At 39.0% G+C, this 21,320-nt stretch carries 19 protein-coding genes; 9 read left to right on the forward strand and 10 right to left on the reverse strand.

Translation table 11 applies throughout. From position 1 onward, the window contains the following. Positions 1 to 19 precede the first annotated feature (19 nt). Complete coding sequence (gene tig, locus MKY51_RS11700) at positions 20 to 1,309, reverse strand: trigger factor (RefSeq protein WP_339172239.1); 1,290 nt, start codon at positions 1,307 to 1,309, stop codon at positions 20 to 22. Positions 1,310 to 1,417: 108 nt separating this feature from the next. Continuing rightward, positions 1,418 to 2,407, reverse strand: coding sequence for a DUF3196 family protein (locus tag MKY51_RS11705; protein WP_339172241.1), 990 nt, complete (start codon positions 2,405 to 2,407; stop codon positions 1,418 to 1,420). Positions 2,408 to 2,748: 341 nt separating this feature from the next. On the opposite strand from MKY51_RS11705, the gene proC reads away from it, so the two are divergent. The 3 genes from proC to nspC all read left to right on the forward strand — a co-directional run bounded on the left by proC (position 2,749) and on the right by nspC (position 6,183). Next, positions 2,749 to 3,558, forward strand: coding sequence for a pyrroline-5-carboxylate reductase (gene proC, locus MKY51_RS11710; RefSeq protein ID WP_339172244.1), 810 nt, complete (start codon positions 2,749 to 2,751; stop codon positions 3,556 to 3,558). Between the two features lie 202 nt (positions 3,559 to 3,760). Then, positions 3,761 to 4,990: a saccharopine dehydrogenase family protein gene (locus tag MKY51_RS11715; protein WP_339172247.1), complete on the forward strand. Its 1,230-nt coding sequence runs from the start codon at positions 3,761 to 3,763 to the stop codon at positions 4,988 to 4,990. A gap of 32 nt (positions 4,991 to 5,022) precedes the next feature. Then, the gene (nspC, locus tag MKY51_RS11720; protein ID WP_339176625.1) at positions 5,023 to 6,183 is read left to right on the forward strand and encodes a carboxynorspermidine decarboxylase; all 1,161 of its coding nucleotides are present in this window, start codon (positions 5,023 to 5,025) and stop codon (positions 6,181 to 6,183) included. Positions 6,184 to 6,298: 115 nt separating this feature from the next. Here the strand turns inward: nspC and MKY51_RS11725 are convergent, their stop codons facing one another. Beyond that, positions 6,299 to 7,762, reverse strand: a complete 1,464-nt coding sequence (locus MKY51_RS11725; protein WP_339172249.1) for a YdiU family protein — start codon at positions 7,760 to 7,762, stop codon at positions 6,299 to 6,301. 201 nt (positions 7,763 to 7,963) lie between these two features. On the opposite strand from MKY51_RS11725, the gene MKY51_RS11730 reads away from it, so the two are divergent. Together MKY51_RS11730 and MKY51_RS11735 are read left to right on the forward strand one after the other, a co-directional pair. Beyond that, the gene (locus MKY51_RS11730) at positions 7,964 to 8,554 is read left to right on the forward strand and encodes a biotin transporter BioY (RefSeq protein ID WP_339172252.1); all 591 of its coding nucleotides are present in this window, start codon (positions 7,964 to 7,966) and stop codon (positions 8,552 to 8,554) included. A 107-nt stretch (positions 8,555 to 8,661) separates the two neighbouring features. Continuing rightward, positions 8,662 to 9,111: a universal stress protein gene (locus MKY51_RS11735; protein WP_339172254.1), complete on the forward strand. Its 450-nt coding sequence runs from the start codon at positions 8,662 to 8,664 to the stop codon at positions 9,109 to 9,111. Positions 9,112 to 9,152: 41 nt separating this feature from the next. Here the strand turns inward: MKY51_RS11735 and MKY51_RS11740 are convergent, their stop codons facing one another. The 3 genes from MKY51_RS11740 to MKY51_RS11750 form a co-directional block, all read right to left on the reverse strand. Next, positions 9,153 to 12,335, reverse strand: a complete 3,183-nt coding sequence (locus tag MKY51_RS11740; RefSeq protein WP_339172256.1) for a DEAD/DEAH box helicase — start codon at positions 12,333 to 12,335, stop codon at positions 9,153 to 9,155. Between the two features lie 190 nt (positions 12,336 to 12,525). Beyond that, a complete protein-coding gene (locus tag MKY51_RS11745) occupies positions 12,526 to 13,569 on the reverse strand; it encodes an acyl-CoA dehydrogenase family protein (protein ID WP_339172257.1) in 1,044 nt (347 codons plus the stop codon). Positions 13,570 to 13,589: 20 nt separating this feature from the next. Beyond that, on the reverse strand, positions 13,590 to 14,105 hold the full coding sequence (locus tag MKY51_RS11750) for a DUF4242 domain-containing protein (RefSeq protein WP_339172258.1): 516 nt from the start codon (positions 14,103 to 14,105) through the stop codon (positions 13,590 to 13,592). 163 nt (positions 14,106 to 14,268) lie between these two features. On the opposite strand from MKY51_RS11750, the gene MKY51_RS11755 reads away from it, so the two are divergent. Next, a complete protein-coding gene (locus MKY51_RS11755) occupies positions 14,269 to 14,697 on the forward strand; it encodes a helix-turn-helix domain-containing protein (protein WP_339172260.1) in 429 nt (142 codons plus the stop codon). Positions 14,698 to 14,702: 5 nt separating this feature from the next. On the opposite strand, the gene MKY51_RS11760 is transcribed toward MKY51_RS11755, so the two are convergent. Genes MKY51_RS11760 through MKY51_RS11770 form a run of 3 tightly spaced genes read right to left on the reverse strand, consistent with a single transcriptional unit; the run spans position 14,703 to position 17,219 of the window. Next, positions 14,703 to 15,473, reverse strand: coding sequence for an ABC transporter permease (locus MKY51_RS11760; protein ID WP_339172262.1), 771 nt, complete (start codon positions 15,471 to 15,473; stop codon positions 14,703 to 14,705). Positions 15,474 to 15,492: 19 nt separating this feature from the next. Beyond that, on the reverse strand, positions 15,493 to 16,434 hold the full coding sequence (locus MKY51_RS11765) for an ABC transporter substrate-binding protein (protein ID WP_339172264.1): 942 nt from the start codon (positions 16,432 to 16,434) through the stop codon (positions 15,493 to 15,495). A gap of 11 nt (positions 16,435 to 16,445) precedes the next feature. After that, on the reverse strand, positions 16,446 to 17,219 hold the full coding sequence (locus tag MKY51_RS11770; RefSeq protein WP_339172265.1) for an ABC transporter ATP-binding protein: 774 nt from the start codon (positions 17,217 to 17,219) through the stop codon (positions 16,446 to 16,448). Positions 17,220 to 17,424: 205 nt separating this feature from the next. On the opposite strand from MKY51_RS11770, the gene MKY51_RS11775 reads away from it, so the two are divergent. Then, positions 17,425 to 17,988 carry a GNAT family N-acetyltransferase gene (locus tag MKY51_RS11775; protein ID WP_339172266.1) on the forward strand — a complete coding sequence of 188 codons (564 nt, stop codon included), beginning with the start codon at positions 17,425 to 17,427 and terminating at the stop codon, positions 17,986 to 17,988. A 34-nt stretch (positions 17,989 to 18,022) separates the two neighbouring features. Here MKY51_RS11775 and MKY51_RS11780 read toward each other — a convergent pair whose 3' ends face one another. Further along, a complete protein-coding gene (locus MKY51_RS11780; protein WP_339172267.1) occupies positions 18,023 to 19,816 on the reverse strand; it encodes a carbon starvation protein A in 1,794 nt (597 codons plus the stop codon). A gap of 357 nt (positions 19,817 to 20,173) precedes the next feature. On the opposite strand from MKY51_RS11780, the gene MKY51_RS11785 reads away from it, so the two are divergent. Beyond that, positions 20,174 to 20,464, forward strand: a complete 291-nt coding sequence (locus tag MKY51_RS11785) for a KGG domain-containing protein (RefSeq protein WP_339172268.1) — start codon at positions 20,174 to 20,176, stop codon at positions 20,462 to 20,464. Between the two features lie 268 nt (positions 20,465 to 20,732). After that, positions 20,733 to 21,284, forward strand: a complete 552-nt coding sequence (locus MKY51_RS11790; protein ID WP_339172270.1) for an integrase — start codon at positions 20,733 to 20,735, stop codon at positions 21,282 to 21,284. Positions 21,285 to 21,320 lie beyond the last annotated feature (36 nt).

Here is a 21,320-nt window from a genome sequence, read left to right on the forward strand (position 1 = left end):
GATAACTCAAAACAAATAATTAGTTTGAAATTTTAGCGTTTTCAACTAGGAATTCAACTGTTTTTTGAGTGCGGATATCGTTCTCAAGAACTTGAGTTCCACCTAAAGCAGTTAAAATTTGGTCGTTAGACATACCGAATTGAGCAGCCATTTTTTCAACTTCTGTATTGATATCTTCTTCAGATACTTCAATATTTTCAGCTTGACCAATTGCTTCTAAAACTAAAGATACACGTACACGGTTTACAGCTTCTTCAGCCATTTGAGTGCGTAATGCTTCTTCGTTTTGACCTGAGAATTGGTAGTATAAGTCTAAGTTCATGCCTTGCATTTGTAAGCGTTGGCCGAATTCTTGAATCATACGGTCAACTTCAGTGTTGATCATACCTTGTGGAATTTCAACTTCTGCATTAGCAGCAGCTTTTTCAACTAACTCGTCGCGTAAAGACGCTTCAACGTCTGCTTCTTTGTTAGCTAAAGTTGTTTCTTTTAATTTAGTACGTAATGCTTCTACAGTTTCAACTTCTGGATCGATTTCTTTAGCGAACTCATCAGTTAATTCTGGTAATACTTTTGTTTTAACTTCTTTAACTGTTACTACGAATTTCGCTTCTTTACCAGCTAATTCAGCAGCATGGTACTCTTCTGGGAAAGTAACTACTACATCTTTCGTTTCACCAGTTTTAGCGCCTACTAATTGCTCTTCGAAACCTGGAATGAATGAACCAGAACCGATTTCTAATGCGTAGTCTTCACCTTTACCGCCTTCGAATGCTTCTTCACCAACAAAACCTTCGAAATCGATTACAGCTGTATCGCCTTCAACGATTGCTTCATCTTCTTTAATTTCTAATTCAGCTTTTTTAGCTAATTGAGCGTCGATTAAAGATTGAACTTCTTCGTCTGTTACTTCAGCTGATCCTTTTGTTACTTCTAAACCTTTATATTCACCTAATTTAGGTTCTGGTTTCACAGTTACTGTTGCAGTGTATGTGAAGTCAGTGCCTTTAGCGAAATTCTCAGTACCCGCGATTTCTGGGTAATCAACTGGCTCAATACCAGCTTCGTCTAAAGCAACTGGGTATGAAGAATTGATAACGATTTCTAAAGCATCTTGGTAAAGAGCTTCTACACCGTACATTTTTTCAAATACGTTACGAGGCATTTTTCCTTTGCGGAAACCTGGTACGTTAATTTGTTTTACTACTTTTTTGAAAGCTTGGTCTAAAGCTTTATCAACTTCTGCAGCTTCTACAGTAACTGTTAATAAACCTTCGTTACCTTCTTGTTTTTCCCATTTTACTGACATATATATTACCTCCAAAGTTAACATTCGTTTGATTAAACAAACTGTCATATATATTGTTTGACAACCATTTTAGTATAACATAGATGCTCAATGTTTCAACTTTTTTCACTACTCTTGCAAATCCGACATTTTTTCTATGTTTTGTAAAAAAGTTACTATTTCATCATTCATTTCTCTCTCTTCACCAAACATTGTTTTCACATAATCAATATAGCCTGATGCGACTTCTTCAGTGGCGTATCCTGACCATTCATACGGGTAAAGGACAATTGCATGCTTGTCGATCAAGTGCATCGCAAACTCCAATGTCGAGGGCTCCTGCGCTAACTGTTCCGCTATTTCCCCCGAGATTTCCTTATATTGAGGCAGCTCTGTCGGCAACGGAAAATCCACTGGGTTCAATGCTTTGGACTGACCAAATTTTGATATAGTTACATCCAAATTAACTTCCTGTTCAACAAGAAGGATAAGCAATAAACTTTTTATAAACGGTTGAATTGACTCATTTTCAATGACCGCTTTCAATTCCTCTGAATACGGACGGATATTTTTTTCCGTAAGCTCATGGATACGCATCATTTGCTGTTGTGCGGACATTTCTAAAAATTCAGCTGCCGTAAATTCCTCAAGTTCGTCACCTTCTATAATTGGTGCTTGAAAATGAGATTCCTGATTTTCGGCGATATGCGCATTCAGGTTCTTAAGCCTTTCAAACTTTTCCGCTTCATGTTCAGGAATTAATTGTTCATCAAACAATGATTCGATAATTTTTTCAACTTGTTTAAATTGGCGTAACTGCATGCAGATAGTTAAATACAGTTCCATCACTTCAAAGTACATGTTAGGACCTATCGCAAGCAGTTCCTCACATACTTGTTTGGCACGTTCGAAATTTTTTTCTTCATATAAAGAGTATGCAAATATACTAAGTGATACTTCATCCCCTTCACCTAGCAAGAAAGCTTGCTCAAATAACTCATTTGCTTCTTTGTATTGGTTATTTTCGGCCAAATATTTTGCTTCATTAAGTAACCGGTCCATCATCCCTGGAAAAATAATTACTTTTCCCTGACCCTTATTTTTTTTGTTTTCCTTCATCTAATCACTCCATCGGCGACAAAGTAATGCATCTGCACTCTTCGTCCATTGCATTTATTTTAACGTTGTTTATACATTCCAACAATAAGTACTCAAAAATTATCGTTATATACAATTTATTACTCGAATGCGTGACTTAATCCGAAACCGTTCCCCTTTTCACTCAATGTTCCCGTTCTCACGTGGAAATAACCCGTTTTATTGAGGATTGCAACTGAATTAACATCATTATAAGCTTGGAAAAAGTCGTTCCGGTTGCATTGACCGACCAGTGCGGTATACTAAGCGCTATGATATTTTACGTATTAAATATAATTATTAATTGAAAGAAGGATTTAAAAATGAAATTTGGATTTATCGGTCTTGGAAACATGGCTGGCGCAATTATACACGGCATGATTACAAGCGAGCAGTTTAATGCTGCCGATATCTACGGGATGAATCGGAGCCGCGAAAAAACGGATGACCTTGTAGATAAATACAGCATTCAGGCAACTGATTCGATTGAACAATTAATGAAACAAGTCGATGTTATTGTCATCGCTGTTAAACCTCAAATGTTTGAAGAGGTTTTACCTGCAATTAAACAACATCTGACAAATAACCATATCGTCATTTCAATCGCTGCCGGAAAATCGCTCGATTATTTACACGAAGAACTAGGAAGCGAAACATCTATTTTCCGCGTTATGCCGAATATCAACGCTACAATCGGGGCATCGACAAGCTGTTACTCAACTCAGAAAGCTAGTACCGACCAAAAAGCAATCGTTGAGAAGCTATTTGCTACAGTCGGAACAATTGTTGAGCTACCTGAAAACCTGTTCTCAATCTTTACAACAATCGGTTGTGCTTCCCCTGCCTTCACTTACCTTTATATCGACTCTTTGGCACGTGCGGCAGTTCGTGAAGGGATGCCGAAAGAGATGGCACTTCAAATTGCGGCAAGCTCTGTATTAGGCAGTGCACAAATGGTTTTACAGTCCGATTCCCACCCATGGGCATTAATTGATCAAGTCTGTTCACCCGGTGGAACGACAATTCAAGGTGTCACTTCACTTCAAGTCAATCATTTTGAAAGTACAATTTATGAAGCTGTTGAGGCCGTTACAAATCGTGATAGCTTTTTGCAAAAACAGACAGTTAAATAGAAATACCTGCCCAGTGGAATTGACTTCTCACTGGGCTTTTTCTTCTTTAGACAAAAATGATATTAATTTATGATTTAAATTTCTCTATATTCTCCAAAAAAAAATTCGAGAACATAATTGCTAACTACCGTACTATTCTATATAATCAATCTTGTTTCAAAAATGAAACCAAAAAATTATAGATTTGGAGCGTGACAAGAAATTGGGTAAAGCATTGATTATTGGAGCTGGCGGAGTAGCTAGCGTTGTCGTACATAAGTGTGTACAAAACTCAGAAGTATTCGAAGAGATTATGATCGCAAGTCGAACTAAATCAAAATGTGATGCTTTAAAAGAAAAATTAGATGGTGGTAAAACGATTATTCACACAGCACAAGTGGATGCGGATAACACCGAGGAACTAATTGACCTAATCAATGGATTTAATCCAGATGTGGTGATCAATGTAGCTTTACCATATCAAGACTTAACTATTATGGATGCATGTTTAGCAACGAAGACTCACTATGTAGATACAGCAAACTACGAGCCTTTAGATACTGCTAAATTCGAATATAAATGGCAATGGGCGTATAAAGAGCGTTTTGAAGAAGCAGGGATTACTGCGCTTCTAGGTTCAGGTTTTGACCCAGGTGTAACAGGCGTATTCACAGCGCATGCACAAAAGCATCATTTCGATGAAATTCATTACATCGATATCGTTGATGCAAACGGTGGAGACCACGGACTTCCATTCGCAACAAACTTCAACCCTGAAATCAACATTCGCGAAATCACTGCGAACGGTCGTTTCTGGAAAGATGGCGAATGGGTTGAAACGGAGCCTTTAGAATATAAAACAGTTTACAACTTACCGGAAATCGGTGAAAAAGATTGCTACCTTCTATACCATGAAGAATTGGAATCTTTAGCGAAAAATATTAAAGGTTTAAAACAAATTCGCTTCTGGATGACATTTGGCGAAAAATACTTAACACATTTAAACGTTCTTGAAAATATAGGTATGACTTCAATCGAACCAATCGAATTCCAAGGTCAAATGATTCAGCCAATCCAGTTTTTAAAAGCTGTTTTACCAGACCCAGCTACATTAGGTCCACTTACAAAAGGTAAAACTAACATCGGCTGTATCGTTCGCGGTATTAAAGACGGTAAAGAAAAAACTTACTATGTATACAATGTATGTGATCACCAAGAATGCTACAGAGAAGTTGGCTCACAGGCGATTTCCTACACAACTGGTGTACCGGCAATGATCGGCGCTATGCTTGTAATGAACGGTGAATGGCAAAAACCAGGTGTATGGAATGTGGAAGACTTCAATCCGGACCCATTCATGGATGCATTAAATAAATGGGGATTACCATGGCACGAAACAGAAAACCCTGAATTAATCGACTTGGAATTCACTTCTGCTGGAGAAAAAGCGTAATGACAGACATCAAAAATGTGAAAAAACCTGTGATGGCGGCTGCACTTGCTGAAGAAACAGGGATCGACTGGTCACAGGCACCATCTCCTGCCTTCGTAGTGGACGAGCGATTACTTGAGCGCAATTTAAAACTATTAAAATCTGTACAAGATCGTACGAATTGTGATATTTTACTTGCACTTAAAGGCTTTTCTATGTGGTCAACATTTCCGATGGCGCGCAATTATTTAGCGGGGATCACATCTTCTTCACTATTTGAAGCACGTCTTGGTTTCGAAGAATTCGGCAAGGAAGTGCACGCATATGCCCCTGCCTATGCAGAGCATGAAATCGATGAATATTTAACGTATGTCGACCATATTGTATTTAACTCATTTGATCAGTTAAATAAATACAAAGACAAAGTGTTAAATCACGAGAAAAATATTTCAATTGGTTTACGTGTAAATCCTGGTTATTCAGAAGTGGAAACACCTCTGTACGACCCTTGCTATATTAACTCGCGTTTAGGTATTCCGGTGGAGTCATTCCGTCCGGATGAACTTGACGGTGTTGAAGGCATTCACTTCCACGCAATGTGTGAGCAAGGCGCTGAAGTACTGGAGCGTATTTTAGTACACTTCGAAGAGAAATATGGTGAATACTTGCATCAAATGAAGTGGATCAACTTCGGCGGAGGTCACCATATTACGAAACCAGGTTATAATGTTGAGCTATTAATCAGCTTAATCAACCGTATCCAAGAGACATATGGTGTAAAAGTAATTTTAGAGCCAGGTGAAGCAATTGCACTGAATACAGGGTATTTAGTGGCAACAGTGCTTGATATCGTGCATAACGGTATGGAGCTTGCAATTGTCGACTCTTCAGCTACTTGCCATATGCCGGATACACTTGAAATGCCTTATCGCGCGCATATTATCGGTTCAGGTCAGCCAAACGAAAAAGCTTACACTTATCGATTAGGCGGCATGACTTGCTTAGCAGGTGACATTATCGGAGACTATTCTTTTGATGAACCGCTTCAAGCAGGCGATAAACTTGTCTTTACGGACATGGCCCATTATACAATGGTAAAAACGCATATGTTCAACGGTGTAAATTTACCAAGTATTTGCACATACAATGAACAAGATGGTGTAAAAGTAGTTCGTACATTCCAATATGAAGACTACCGTAACCGTCTATCTTAATTAACAATACAGGGTAACAAAAACATCCATTCTCTCTTTGAGGAAATGGATGTTTTTTTATTCCCCAATAAAAAATGAGCACGGCAACAACTTATACGTTGTACCGTGCTCCTTTTTATGTCCCGCAATAGCTTACAAACGGTGGTTCTTCGTCTGTCGGCGGCTCTGTATATTTTTTGTACTGCTCTGTCATGCTAAACGGACTTGTCAGCACTTGCAGCATCTCCGCAAACATTGATGGGTCACCTTCAGCAAATTGATCAATTGCCTGTTCCACAAAATGATTTCTAGGAATAACGACTGGATTAACAGACTGCATTACTTGCATCGTTTCTTCAATCGTCGTGTCCTGCTGTCCGATCCGTTCAAACCATGTTTCTTCCCATTTTTTAAAGGCGTCTGACTGGAACAAGTCATTGTTCGGTCGCTTACCTTCCGACAATGCACGGAATGTATTTGTATAATCCGCCTCGTGTTCTTCCATTAAATCCAGCAGATTATCAATCAGCTTTTCATCCTGTTCATCAATCGAAAGCAGACCTAATTTTTCCCGCATTTCACTGTAATAATAAGCTTCATACATAGATGGGAATTTTCCAAGAGTATTTTGAGCCAGTTGGACTGCTTCTTCTTCCTTTTCATGAAGGAGCGGCAGCAAACTCTCTGCAAAACGTGTTAAGTTCCATGATGCGATCGGTGGCTGATTGCGGTAGGCATAACGCCCTTGACGGTCAATCGAACTGAATACCGTTGCCACATCATATGTATCCATAAACGCACATGGACCATAATCGATTGTTTCACCGCTGATCGTTATATTATCCGTATTCATTACACCATGAATAAAGCCGACACTTTGCCATTTCGCTATAAGGGCCGCTTGTCTGTCAAGCACTGATTCAAGAAATGCAAGATAGCGGTTTTCTTGCTGCAATAGCTCAGGATAATGGCGCTCTATTGCATAATCCGCCAAAGCTTTTAAATCTTCCGGTTCACCAAATGCAGCCGCATATTGAAACGTACCGACCCGCAAGTGACTTGAAGCGACACGAGTTAAAACAGCGCCTTCCAAAGCTGTCTCCCGATAGATAACATCCCCTGTTGCCGTAACAGCTAAGCTGCGTGTTGTCGGAATCGAAAGTGCATGCATTGCCTCACTGATGATAAATTCCCGCAACATCGGGCCGAGTGCAGCTCGTCCATCACCGCCACGAGAATACGGTGTACGACCGGATCCTTTCAATTGAAGATCAAATCGTTCTCCATTCGGTGTAAGATGCTCTCCCAGTAATAACGCTCTTCCGTCGCCCAACATATTAAAATGACCAAATTGATGACCCGCGTAGGCTTGTGCAATTTGCGCAGCACCATCCGGCATTTCATGTCCTGCCAAAATAGCGGCACCATGTTCTTTTAGTTCCTGAGCCTCTAAACCAAGCTGTTCTGCTAATGTCCGGTTAAAGATAACGATGGAAGGTGATGTCACTTCATTAGCCGTTACATGGGAATAAAAAGTTTGCGGCAACTCCATGTAACTGTTATTAAAACGAAAACCGAAATTCTGCTTTTTATCTGTCATTGTTTTCGCCTCATTTCTTTCAAAGATGCACTTATTATAAACTTTTTTATGCAAGTTAACCAAAATTACGTCCGACCTGTCTATAAAAAAGCTCATTTAATATGTTAACCTACCAAAAATAAAAGTTGACACAAAACAATCCTCATTTTATATTTATGTTAACTAAAATAATATAGAAGTTAACAATAAGGGGAGTAATTTATGGAGACTGTTCACAAAACACAAAGTTTTAAAACGATTGATTTAATTTATAGTGCACTTTTTGCGACACTTATTATGGTAGGAGCAAATATTACTTCATTCGTACCGTTTCTAACGGTCGGTGGTGTGCCGATAACATTACAAGCATTTTTTGCAATATTAGCAGGTTTAGTGCTTGGATCAAAAAAAGGTGCCATTGCATGTGCCGTATACATGTTTATTGGATTAGCAGGAGCACCGGTATTTTCTAAATTCACAGGCGGATTTTCGGCGATTCTGCTTCCGACTTTTGGCTTTATCGTAACATTTATTATAAGTGCATATATTGCCGGTAAAATTGCCGAAAAGTTTCAAACGCGACTGGCCTATATTATTGGTGCGTTAGTTGCGATGGCAGTTAACTATATTATAGGAACAACGTGGATGTATTTTGCCTATACATTATGGGCATCCGCACCTGAAGGGTTTACTTTCAAAATGGCATGGCTTTGGATGATTCCTCCAATGCCTAAAGATATTATTCTTTCAATTTTTGCCGGATTCTTTGCATATCGTATTCAAAAGATCCTGAAAATCCTGCCTACAAAATAATATAGTAGATTGATGGCGACTCCTCATCTCATATTCTCGGCGTCATCGTTATACCGAGATTCATATATTTGATATACTTTATTCAATAGATGAAGGAGGAATTTGTTATGGCAAATCATTATGAAAATATCGTTGTTGCAGTAGATGGTTCAGAAATAAGCGAACTTGCTTTTCAAAAATCAATTGATATAGCAAAACGAAATATCGGTTCAACTCTTCACATTATCCATGTAATCGATACGAGCTTCTCCGCATCTTTTGATATGCTTTACGATAATATGGTTGAATTGGTTCGAAAACATGGTGAAGTTTTATTGGACCGTTATGAAATGGAAGCAAAAGAAGCCGGCATTCCTGCGGTCAATAAAATTTTAATAAAAGGAACGCCTAAAACAATTTTAGCAAGAAAGCTTTCAGAACATGCGCCGGCAGATATTATCATTTGCGGTGCCACAGGATCGAATGCAGCCGAGCAGATATTCATGGGCTCCACTACAGAAGCAATCGTTCGACATGCAACTTGCGATGTTTTGATTGTACGTACACCAGAAAAATAAAAATAGGTTATGAGGTGCATAAAAATGTCCTCATAACCTTTTTATATCATCAAAATTTCACGGATATCCTGCTCTGTTAAAGTTCCCTTCGACGATTCATCACCGTCCAATATATCCGAAATAAGCATTTTTTTCTTCTGTTGAAGCTCGCTCATTTTTTCCTCAATCGTTCCGTTTGCGATAAGCTTTATAACTTGTACAACTTCCTTTTGTCCCATACGATGGGCACGGTCAGCTGCTTGCTCCTCGACTGCCGGATTCCACCATAAATCATATAAAATGACAGTATCTGCCCCGGTTAAATTCAATCCGGTACCACCTGCTTTTAATGAAATCAAAAACAGATCCCGCTCTCCATCATTAAAAGAGTTACAAAGTGTAATCCGCTCTTCCGATGGCGTTTGTCCATCAAGGTAAAAATATTGTTCTCCGCGTTTGGAAAGCTCTGTCGCAATCATTTTGAGCATTTGCGTAAACTGTGAAAAAATTAATACGCGTCGTCCGGATGCTTTAGATTGTTCTAATAACCGGAACAGCTGTTCAAACTTCGCGGATCTACCTTTGTACCCTTCTACAAACAGTGCCGGGTGACAGCAGATTTGACGCAGTCTCGTAATTCCCGCCAAAATACGGATACGATTTTTATGAAACGTTTCTTTGTCTAGATGTTTCATTGTATCGACACGCAACTTAGCCAAATAGGCCGCATACAACGCCTTTTGCTCCGGCAATAATTCCGCTTTTTCTATCATTTCCTCTTTTTGAGGCAACTCTCCTAATACCTGTTCTTTCATTCGGCGAAGAAGAAACGGCCGTACTCTTCGTGCAATATCTTTTCGCTGCATATGGCGGAACTCCTCCAGCTCGCGAAACAGCTGCGGAAAGATGACGCGGTAAATCGACCATAATTCCGATAATGAATTTTCAATCGGTGTTCCTGTTAAACCAAAGCGATTTGTCGCCTGAATTCTCTTCACTGTTCTTGCTGTTTGTGTTACCGGATTCTTAAATGCCTGCGCTTCGTCAAAAAATACGGTATGGAAATGCTGACGTTCATAAAATGCGCTATCTTTACGTAATAATGGATAAGTTGTAATAATGACATCATGATCTTCCATTGTACGCAGTAAATGACGCCGCTCCGCTACTTCCCCATCAATGACAATCGCTTCGACTTCCGGTGCAAATTGCATAAACTCATACAGCCAATTGTACGAAAGCGATGATGGACAAACAATCAGAACCGGCTGTTTGTTCGCACGGATTATCGGCAATTCAGATACGATAAATGCAATACTCTGTACCGTTTTCCCAAGACCCATATCATCGGCAAGCACGCCCCCGAATCCATAATTCGAGAGCAATTTCAACCAGTTAAAACCATGTTTCTGGTAATCGCGAAGAATCGGTTCCAAACTTTCCGGAACTTCAAATGTCAAAGATTCAGGATGTAGTAACTGTCCTGTAAACTGTTTAAACGATTCTTCCGCTTTGAAAACGTCACTTTGTTCAAATTGTTCCAAAAACGGCAGACTATCCAATATCGGCATATTAAATGTTAATTCATACTCATCATCCTGAGCTGGAATTGCGCGAAGGAAGCGCTGAATTTCTTCGATTTCCCTCGTCTCCAGAGACAGCAAGGCCCCATCTTGTAAACGGTAATATTTTTGCTTTACTTTGATGGCCGCTAAAATTTCTTTAATTTGCTTATTTGTAACCCCGTCCATTTCGAATTTAAATTCCAGCCAGTTTGTCCGTTCCTTTTGGACATTCACCCGGATTTTCGGAAAGTTGTTTTCTTTCGCAATCCGCAGTTTAACAGAATTGGTTGCATAGATTTTCGCGAGCTTTGTGAGCTTTGGAAGTTGGTGATATAAAAACTCATATTCAAGTTCCTCATTCTGCATATAGTAGCCGCCATCCGTTTTTGTAAAGCCGCTTTCATCCATCAACGCCAATACCGCCGCTTCCTTTTCAATATCCCGTATGATGAACACGTCATCCGAAAGCTGATCATCCAATGGTTGAATGACAAATTGTCCGTACTGAAATTCCACACCTGCAAGGAAACGGTTTTTCAGACGGTCTAAATAAACGTTTACGACTAACGGATTTTCCATCTGTTTTACCGAAAGTTCCCGTGCCATTTCGACATTACCTATTTTTTTCAGTTTAGGTATGACCTGTTCCCTAAAGTAATCCCAGTGTGAATGCTCAATTGTTAAGAAAGGTTTTTGCAGCAGCATTTGCTTTAATTCGAAAAGCTGCATTAAGCTGTCTTCACTCAAATGTGTCAGTTCGCCTTCAAATAGCACTAACCGGTAACTAGGAAGTAAGACAGCACGTTCAATTCCTTCTATATAAAGCCGATACTCTTTCCCTTTTACTTCAATGTAAAAGCGAAGTGCTGTAGGCTTTGTTTGTATATTAACTTCGCTATAGCGTTCATTTTGATAAATTAATGAAATATTTTTCGTATTTGAAATCAATGAAGCAAGTACATTCCACGATGAAGGCGGAATGATCAGCAATTGCTGCTCCTGATTTTGTACAGGCATATCATTATAAAGTGCATCATCTTCCACAATTTTAATCAGGAGCTGTAAGATGGCGTCATGCTGTTCGTCAAAACAAAACTGTTCAAAATTATAGGTTGTATTACGGGAAATCCGGTATGGTTTTTTATTTTTTATATGTGTTAAAAATTCACGAATTGATAAAACTTGGTCTCCATTAACTTGGAGTTGAATTCCGATAAGGGGGTCTTGTTCTGTATATTGAACAGTTATCGAGAATTGTACATCCAATACTTCCCGGTTTTCGAAGTGTCGCTGCCGACTTGTTGTTTGTACCGACTGTTGTTTAAAAATAGAAAGAAAACTGTTTTCAGAAATATTACTTTCATCGTATTCATCATTTGGCAGAGATTGTGTCTTGTTTTTGTTGAGATTATAAATAGCGATCAGAACTGCCGCTACATGTTGACAGCTTTTGCTGAAATCACCCAATGTTGGGCAACTGCACGATGACTTAAATTGACCTGTGCTCTCTTTTTCTATGCGGACAACGAATTGTTCTGTGCTTTTTACAACCGCTTCTCCATACATATCCGTATATTGCAGGAAATTCACTTTTCCTGTTTGATAAAAAGTTTGCCCTTTTTTAAAAGAAACGGTTCCGCATAGATTTTTTATTTGTTTTTCAGTTAATTTTAGATCCATGCCGATCCCCCTTTTTCTACTCATCCATTTTCTCATGTCACTCATTGAATTACTAGTTCGAAGCGAAGATGAAAAAAACTTTAAAAACTCTTTCGTCAATATGGATTAAGATAACAAATGGAAAAATAAAAAATATCATTTCCCCCGTTGAGAAAAATGATATTTTCGTATAGTCCTTGCCTGTACAAACTCAAGCAAAAGATGATTTAATTTTTTCAAGATGTCGCACGGTTGGCGTCAAGTTGGCAAAAAAGTATGCTTCACGCAACTTGCGGGATGGTACACTTCCTGCAACATAACCGGCAGCTCCATTGTGAATCATGTTCGCCTGTACGGCAGCTAAAGTATCGTGCACTGCTTGCAGTCGTGTGTTGACAATTTCCTTCAAAGTCAAATTACTTGCCAAGTTGTTCAACTCCGCATTAATTCTTTCATAATGATCGCGCAGTTCGGTTGCCTGTACTTTTAAGTATTCGTTACAGCCGTTTTGCTTCGCCTTAACTTTTTCAATGCCTTCAACTGCTGCGGCAATCACACCTGCTCCAAGCGGAACTTGATAATAAATAAACGTAGGGCGAATAATATCGCAAAATTCTTTCGCATCCTCGGAAATAACAAAGTCATTCGAAATTAAGACTTGATCGAATTTGCATGAATAGGTTGCGCTGCCATTCACGCCAAGGAAACCAAGTCGTTCATTCATGTCAAGCCCTTTACTATCAGTTGGGACAAGCACCAAAATTTCATGATCATCGACTGTCGCAACTGCACCAAAGTAATGACGATTCCCCAAGTTTGATACAGCCGGCAATGTTCCATTAATGACATAGCCTTCATCTGTCTTTTCTGCCTTCAAATGAAGTTTTTCCAATCCTGAATAGTACTTCATCGCATTTGATAAACCTGTTGCACCAAGTTTCACGCCGGTTTCCAGCTCATGTAGTATTGTCTGCTTTAAATATGCGTTATGACTATTACGTATATAAGTTAATGCGGCTAAATGGCACCAAACGCAAAATGCTGTTGTCATACAAACCTTTGCCGTTTCACGAACAACCGCTGCCTCATCCTGTAATAGCGTCGATTGGTCCTTATTTGCCGATTGGAAGAAACCAGCCTCACTTAGCGCTAAAATATAATCTTCTGCATAATGTGCCTGCTCATCGACCTTCTTCACTACGGGCTTCAGTTTTTCATCGATGATTTGATCTAACAATTCTTTGTTCAATGCCATTGTCCCCGCATCCTTTCCTTTTAGTCTGCCAATTCCGTTAATGATGTGATCGGTGTTTGTACGGCTTCACGTGCACGTTTAACAGCTGCTTCGTCTGGTGCATCATAGAAACATAAACATTTCGTCATATCTTCACATACATAAGTACGAGAGAATTTTACATCTGGAACTTCTTCGTATTTTACGGAATTTTTCTTTTTACGCTCTAAATATTTTTCCATCGTGATTTCTGCAGGAATTTCCCATTCTACTAGGTAGTTTACTTGCTCGCCGCCTGCTTTCACTTCATCAAGTTCTTTCCCGATTAAACGTACTTCCTTTACTAAATCAATTGCAACACCTTGTGTTTGTAATGCTGTTTTTGCAGCTTCCTCATTAGATGCTTCAATAATGAAATAACCACGTGAAAAATCTTTTGCCACTTGAACTTCGATAACTCCAACACCTTCTGTAGCATGCACCTTTTCGACTAATGCCGAAAATGCTTCTTTCGAAGAAACCTCGTTAATTGTTGATTCTACTAAATATAAACTCATTGTATTTTCCTCCTAATAGTAAATGTTAGATAGTTATATATTCAAATAGGCGTTCGGATTGAGCGCACTATGAATACCCGTTTTAAATGTCTTATACAGGTTAAAAAAATTAACTCGCATTGCATAAAATTAATGTTTATACTTGTATCAAGGAGGCGAAAACATGAAAACACGTTATGACTTACCTTGTAACATTGCACAAACATTAAATATTCTTGGTGATCGCTGGACGCTTCTCATCATTCATGAACTGCTGATCGGTGAAACGAACTTCAATGATATTAAGCTGAAGCTTCCTGGTTTGTCAGCAAATATTCTGTCAAACCGGTTAAAAGAATTGGAAGAAGCGCAGATTGTTCAAAGTGAGCTATATTCCGTCCATCCCCCGCGCTACCGTTATACATTAACGGAAAAAGGTACCGCGCTTGAGCATGTATTCAATGCGATGATTATATGGGGTGCTGACCATCTGGAAACCTGCTATAAAGAAATCGTCGGTTCTGATGAACAGCGTGTAGAAATCGGATATTATTCTACTGAATCAGGCGAACGCGTCGACACGATACATATACGACCGCTAAAAACTGTCTAAAACTTTTAGGCAGTTTTATTTGCGCCTCCCCAAATGCGGTTTACCCAGCTTTCAAAATAATGGATTCCCTTATCCAGTAATAGGCCAAGTACCCCGATTACAACAATGCTCGCCATAACTAAATCCAGGCTCAAAGAATTTCGCGCATCGACAATTAAAAATCCTAATCCCGATTGCGCACCTACCATTTCCCCGGCTACGAGGAAAATCCATGCAGAACCTAGCGCCATATGGAGTCCATTGGCAATCATCGGAAATGAAGCCGGCAATATTATTTTTCTCATTGTCTCAAAAGGACTCATCTCAAAATTCGCTGCAATACGTAAATACGTTTTATCGACCTTTTTTACCGCTGATACCGTTGACAACAAGACCGGGAAAAAAGCAGCGATAAAAATAATAACGATCGCCGGCATATTCCCGATGCCGAACCATAAAACGATAAATGGTGACCACGCTATCGGCGAAACCGGTCGCAATACTTGCACAACTGGATCAAGCACTTTCCAGACTGCCGGCAGCCTTCCTAAAATCAGCCCTAATGAAATGGCTGCAACGACAGCAATCAGATAACCTGAGAAAAATCGAAATAAACTAATTTGTATATGTCCAAACAGCGTACCATCGGAAATGATCGCCAGTAACGCTTCCCCCACTTTTAAAGGCGGAGGGAAAAGTGCCGACTGATGCCCGCCGATCATAATTGCAGCTTGCCAAACGACTATTAATAATAGAAAGCCAAGTGCAATCGGGGACAATTTCTTCACTATCGCCATAATATCCCTCCGTCCTCTACTAATTTACAAAGCTGGCATCAACAAAATCTTCATAGGAAGGCGGGTTTTCAGATAATCCCATTTCCAGTAATGCATCACGCAAAATCGCATAACTGTCCTGTTCAATGCTTAAGTTGTCATAGGATATCCAATCCAATGAAATATCCAGCACATTTTGTTCAACTGTTAAATACTGACCAACAACTTCATGCATATGGTCATCTTTACCTTGCGCAAGCTCTCCGCCCGCTACATAGTCATCGACAAACTTTCCAGCCAATTCTTTATTTTCCTTAATAAACTGACCGCGCAATACTAAACCGCAATCAATTGAATCTTTCCAAATTTCTTCTGACTGATAAAGCACTTTCCCGTTTTCCAAAGCAACGGAAATCGCACCAAACGGCTCAGCAACTACATAACCAGCAATACGCCCTTCCGCTAAAGCTGCAGGCATTTCCGCTGGCGGCAATTCAATAACATCTACTTCATCGTAAGCAATACCATGTTTTTTCAGCATTTCATACAGCAAAATATTATGTGTTGAAAATCTGCTTGGAATCGCAAAAGATTTCCCTTTCAGTTCTTCCACTGAATTAATATCTTTACCACCGATCAATACATTGCCGTCTCGGTGACCAAGTGCTACTGCTTTTAGATCAATGCCTTTTTCCTTCGCATTCATCGCTAGCTGAATCAATACAGATGCTCCATCAATAGCACCAGTATTCAGTGCATCCATCAGCTCTGGCCAAGATCCGAATTTCACAAGCTCTAAATTATAATCTTCATACTTTTCGTCATTCTGCATATACAACGGAACTGCATGCGTAATCGGTAAATATCCGATTTTAATCGTTGGTTTTTCCCCGTTACCTGCAGAACTGCCTGTTTCGCTCGACCCACATGCTGCCAACAATGCCACGAACAGCATCGTCATCATTAACACTACTTTTTTCATCTACTATCCTCCTAAATATTAAATTCGATTGCTGCTTTATGCGTAAATTGGAATTCATTAAATATGATTTCACGGTAATGCTGAAAATCTGCATCTGCACGATCACGTTCCTTTGGCAGCTTGAGTACAACTTCTTTATGAATCTCGCCTGGATTTGGCTTCATGATGAGAATGCGATCGGCCAAATAAATCGCTTCATCGATATCATGGGTAACTAATACAATCGTCATTTTTTCGCGTTGCTGGATCTGCTTCAATTCATCCTGTAAGTAATAGCGTGTAAATGTATCAAGCGCTCCAAACGGCTCATCCATTAAAATAACTTCCGGTTGTATGGCCAGTGCACGTGCTATTGCTACCCTTTGCTGCATACCGCCTGAAAGCTCACCCGGTAATGAATCGGCACGATCTTGCAATCCAACCATCTGCAAATAATAGGACGCTTTCTCCGTAATCTCAGCAGTACTTAAATTCGAATTTTCAATTCCAAGTTCCACATTTTTTCGAACAGAGCGCCATGGCAGCAGTCCGTAATTTTGCATAAGCATGATACAACGCTTGCTAGGTTTCGTCACGGCCGTTCCATCGAGCAGGATTTGCCCCTTCTTAATTGTTTCAAAGCCGCCGATGCAATTTAGCAATGTGCTTTTACCGCAACCGCTTTTTCCTAAAATGGCAATGACTTCACCATGATTTATAGTAAATGAGACATCCTTTAAAACTGTGGGACCATTTTCTCCATACGACTTTGAAACTTCATTAATTTCAATCTTAGCTGTCGACAACTACATTTCACCCCAATACCGATTATTCAACTTGGTTTTATATTATATGAGTTATATTATTATACTTACTTAAATAAAACAACCTTATTTTTTAATTAATTTTTATATTCTAAAAAATAATCGGATTTTTTTAGAATATAATGTAAAATGGAGCAATCTACTCTACGTAGATTGGTATGTTTTACTGGAAAGTGAGGTCACCTGAATGAAAAAAGTAACATTAATTCCGCAAGCACTTAGCTATGCTAAAGAAATCCATCGTTTATCCCAGGCACCCGAGGTGAAGAATGCACTCGGACTTCCAACTCAATCTGTGGAAGATACGGAAAACTTTATTATTAATACATTAATGGAGGAATCTGAAGGAAGAACGATTTCCCGTTTAATTTTGAATGAAGAGGACAAATTGATCGGAATCACTACATTGATGTTTATCGATCAATCCAATAAGCAATGCCATATCGGAAGCTGGATTGGCGTGGATTATTGGGGACAAGGCTATAATCTGGCTTCTAAAATCGAACTTTTAAAAATCGCATTCGAATACTTACACCTAGAAGTAGTATTCGCCGGTGCGCGCACAGTCAATTTACGTTCTCAAAAGGCACAGGAAAAGCTTCCTTTCATCTCTTTAAATATTGAAAAACAATTTCCGGAAGAACATTTACTGCTGGAAAAAAGACAAAAGCAACCGTGTATTTTAAATGCTGTTTTCAGGGATGAGTTTCTTAATTACTTATACCTAACACAAAAAGAGCGGAAAATTTAGAGATTACTCTAATTTTTCCGCTCTTTATTAATAATTAGTTAGCAGTTGCCTGTTTTGTGAAACGAGGATGTGCCCAAAGTTCACGCCATTTGATGAATGATGTAATGACAATAATCAAACCTAATGTCAGCATAATAATCGATAAAATACCGTTTAAAATATTGTAGCCGCCAGCCATCTCATTCCAGTAAACATTTTTCACCATCCAGAATCCTGCTACATTTACCGTAATATATAAATACACTAACGGAATAAAGCAAGTTAAGGCATAAATCCGTTTATCTGCTACTTTCAAGACGAATGTGACACCACACACTAAACCAATCGAGGCCATCAGCTGGTTCGACACTCCGAATAATGCCCAGACAGAAGCAATGTCACCTGAATTCAATAAGTACCCCCACATGATACAGGCCAATGCACTGGCCCCAATCGCACCTGGAAGCCAATCCGTCTTTTTCAGCGGCTTGTACACATTCCCTAGGAAATCTTGAATTAAATAACGTGCTGTACGTGTACCTGCATCAATTGCAGTTAAAATAAATACAGCTTCAAACATAATAACAAATTGATAGAAGTAAGCCGTTAGATGGCTAAACCATTCTACTCCTGAAAATATGGATGCCATACCGACTGCCAGTGTTACGGCACCACCAGTACGTCCCTCTAAATCCATCCCAATCGCTTCTGAAAGCACCGGTAAATCAACTACCGTCATGCCTAATTTTGCAAATGCTTCTGGTGAAGAGTTAATCGCAAAGTAATCTGCCGGATGCAATACAGTTGCAGCAATCAGTGCCATTACCCCAACGACACATTCTACGAGCATTGCCCCAAAACCAACAACGCGAATATCATCCCAACGATTTAACATTTTCGGTGTTGTACCAGATCCAACAAATGCGTGGAAACCGGAAATGGCTCCACAGGCAATTGTAATCGATACGAATGGCCATACCGGACCTGCAACGATCGGACCGCCTCCAAGGAACTCTGGAATAAATGCCGGGAACTGAATTGTCGGATTAATAATGAACACACCTATGATTAAAGCAACAAATACCCCTATTTTCATGAAGCTGCTTAAGTAATCACGAGGTGCCAGTAAGAACCATACAGGTAAAGCGGCTGCAAAGAATGCGTAAATCGGCAATAGAATCGATAATGTTTCACGATCCAATGTTAATACATCGCCCAACCAAGTACCTTGAATAGACGGTCCATAGAACACCGCGCCAACAAGAAGGATGACCCCAAGTATTGTTGAAATTTTTAAGTTTCCTGTAAATTTATTGATCAGACCCATGAGCATTGCAATCGGTATCGTAGCGGCAACAGCAAATGTTCCCCAAGGATTTTCTGCTAAAGCTCCTAAAATAACCATCGATAAACCGGCCATTGTTATTGTGATTATGAACAGCATTGCTAAACCTGTACAAAAACCAGCGACAGGCCCAAGTTCTTCACGCATAACTTCCGATAATGACTTTCCGCCTTTTGTCATCGAAGCAAATAATACAACGGCATCATGTACAGCTCCCCCAATAACAGCACCAATTAGTAGCCATAAATAGCCCGGTAAATAACCGAATTGTGCGGCTAATATCGGACCGACTAATGGCCCCGCTGCTGCAATTGCTGCAAAATGATGTCCGAAAGCTACCCAACGATTTGTCGGCACATAATCTTGTCCATCATTTTTTTCATTTGCAGGTGTAGGTGTATCTTCGTTAATCTTCAATACTTTTTTCGTAAAGAAAATCCCGTAGAAACGATAGGCAATTACTAAAACACATATTGCACCAATTACTAAAGTTATCGCATTCATTTCCTTCTCCCCCTAAGTTTCTCTCTGTAGTTGTGATATAACAATAACAAAATTCAAAACTGTTGTATCACAATGTTTAGAATTAACTGAAAATTATGCATAATAGCTATTTTATCATATTAATCTAGCGATATTAGATAAATTATCTAAATAGTATAAATAATTCCCCTTTACATACCTATGTGATATGAAGGCTCTCTAATATAGAAAGAACACACCAATTTTTCCTTAATAATTTTATATCATTTTTTTGTAATATAAATGAAATATAATTAATGTTTAATATAAAGTGAGATGGGAATTTAACTAGTAAGCTTAACAATAAGCTAATAAATTTTCACTAGGAGGATGTAAGAAATGGCTAATAACAACAAACGTAATCAGAATCAGAATGACGGATCAATGACGGTTCAAGAAGCGGGTCGTAAAGGCGGAGAAGCTACATCTAATAACCATGGTAGAGAATTTTATGAAGAAATCGGCCGTAAAGGTGGAGAAGCGAGCAGCGGAAACAACCAAAACGGTAACAACAACAATAATAATGGCGGCAAAATGAGCCGTGAAGAGGCTGGCCGCAAAGGCGGAGAAGCAAGCCGCAGAAATAATAACAGCAACAACTCTAACAACAAAAATAACAAAAACAACTAGTAATTAATTGATGAACCTTGAAGACAGGTTAATTTGAACATTAAAGTTAATAAAGGATGTTGGTCGTTTAGAAGAACGGCCAGCATCCTTTTTTGTATGTATTTAATCGTTTATCCATAATTTTTCTCCAACAGCATACATACCCAAACAAATTACTTGAAAATATTATATAAGAATTATATATTGTTTTATGCTTGCTGTATTTTCAGTGAGCGTTTTATTGTGTTTTCTTATTATTTTATATAGAGAAAAGGAAATGAGCGCATACATGCAACAATATACAAACGAATTTTTATATGAATTAATCCATTCCACTATAAAAGCTACCGGCCTCACTATCATGTTGAAAGAGGACCATTCCGGAGTAAATATGAGCTATAATTTTATAACAAATGTTGTTAGTTTCGATGCTAAACGGTTAGTGGAAGCTGCTGGAGAACTCTCAAGCATTCCATTTGATCAATATGTAAAAACGATAACACTTCATGAACTTGGTCATGCTCTTGACCGCCCTGCACTCGATGCTTCTTTAGATAGAACCCTCGATTATTTTGATATGCGAGATCAATATTCTACAAAGGAAATTTTTAAAAATCCCGATTTACTAGGTATGATTATTGAAGAACATCAAATGAACATTGTTTTTGAAGAAACAGCATGGGCTAATGCAGAAAACCTGAATCAAAAATTACAAATAATCGATCAAAAATCATTTGAATTAATAAAAAAACAGAGTCTTTCCACATATATTAGAAATTATGAAGAAGATTTGTCAGCATACAAACAGCTACTGGAACAAACAGAGCTTTTGCCTGCTTAATTTTGGTGAGCCCAAACAAAAATGTGAACAAATGCA

This window comes from Solibacillus sp. FSL R5-0691, from assembly GCF_037974225.1.
GTDB lineage: Bacteria > Bacillota > Bacilli > Bacillales_A > Planococcaceae > Solibacillus.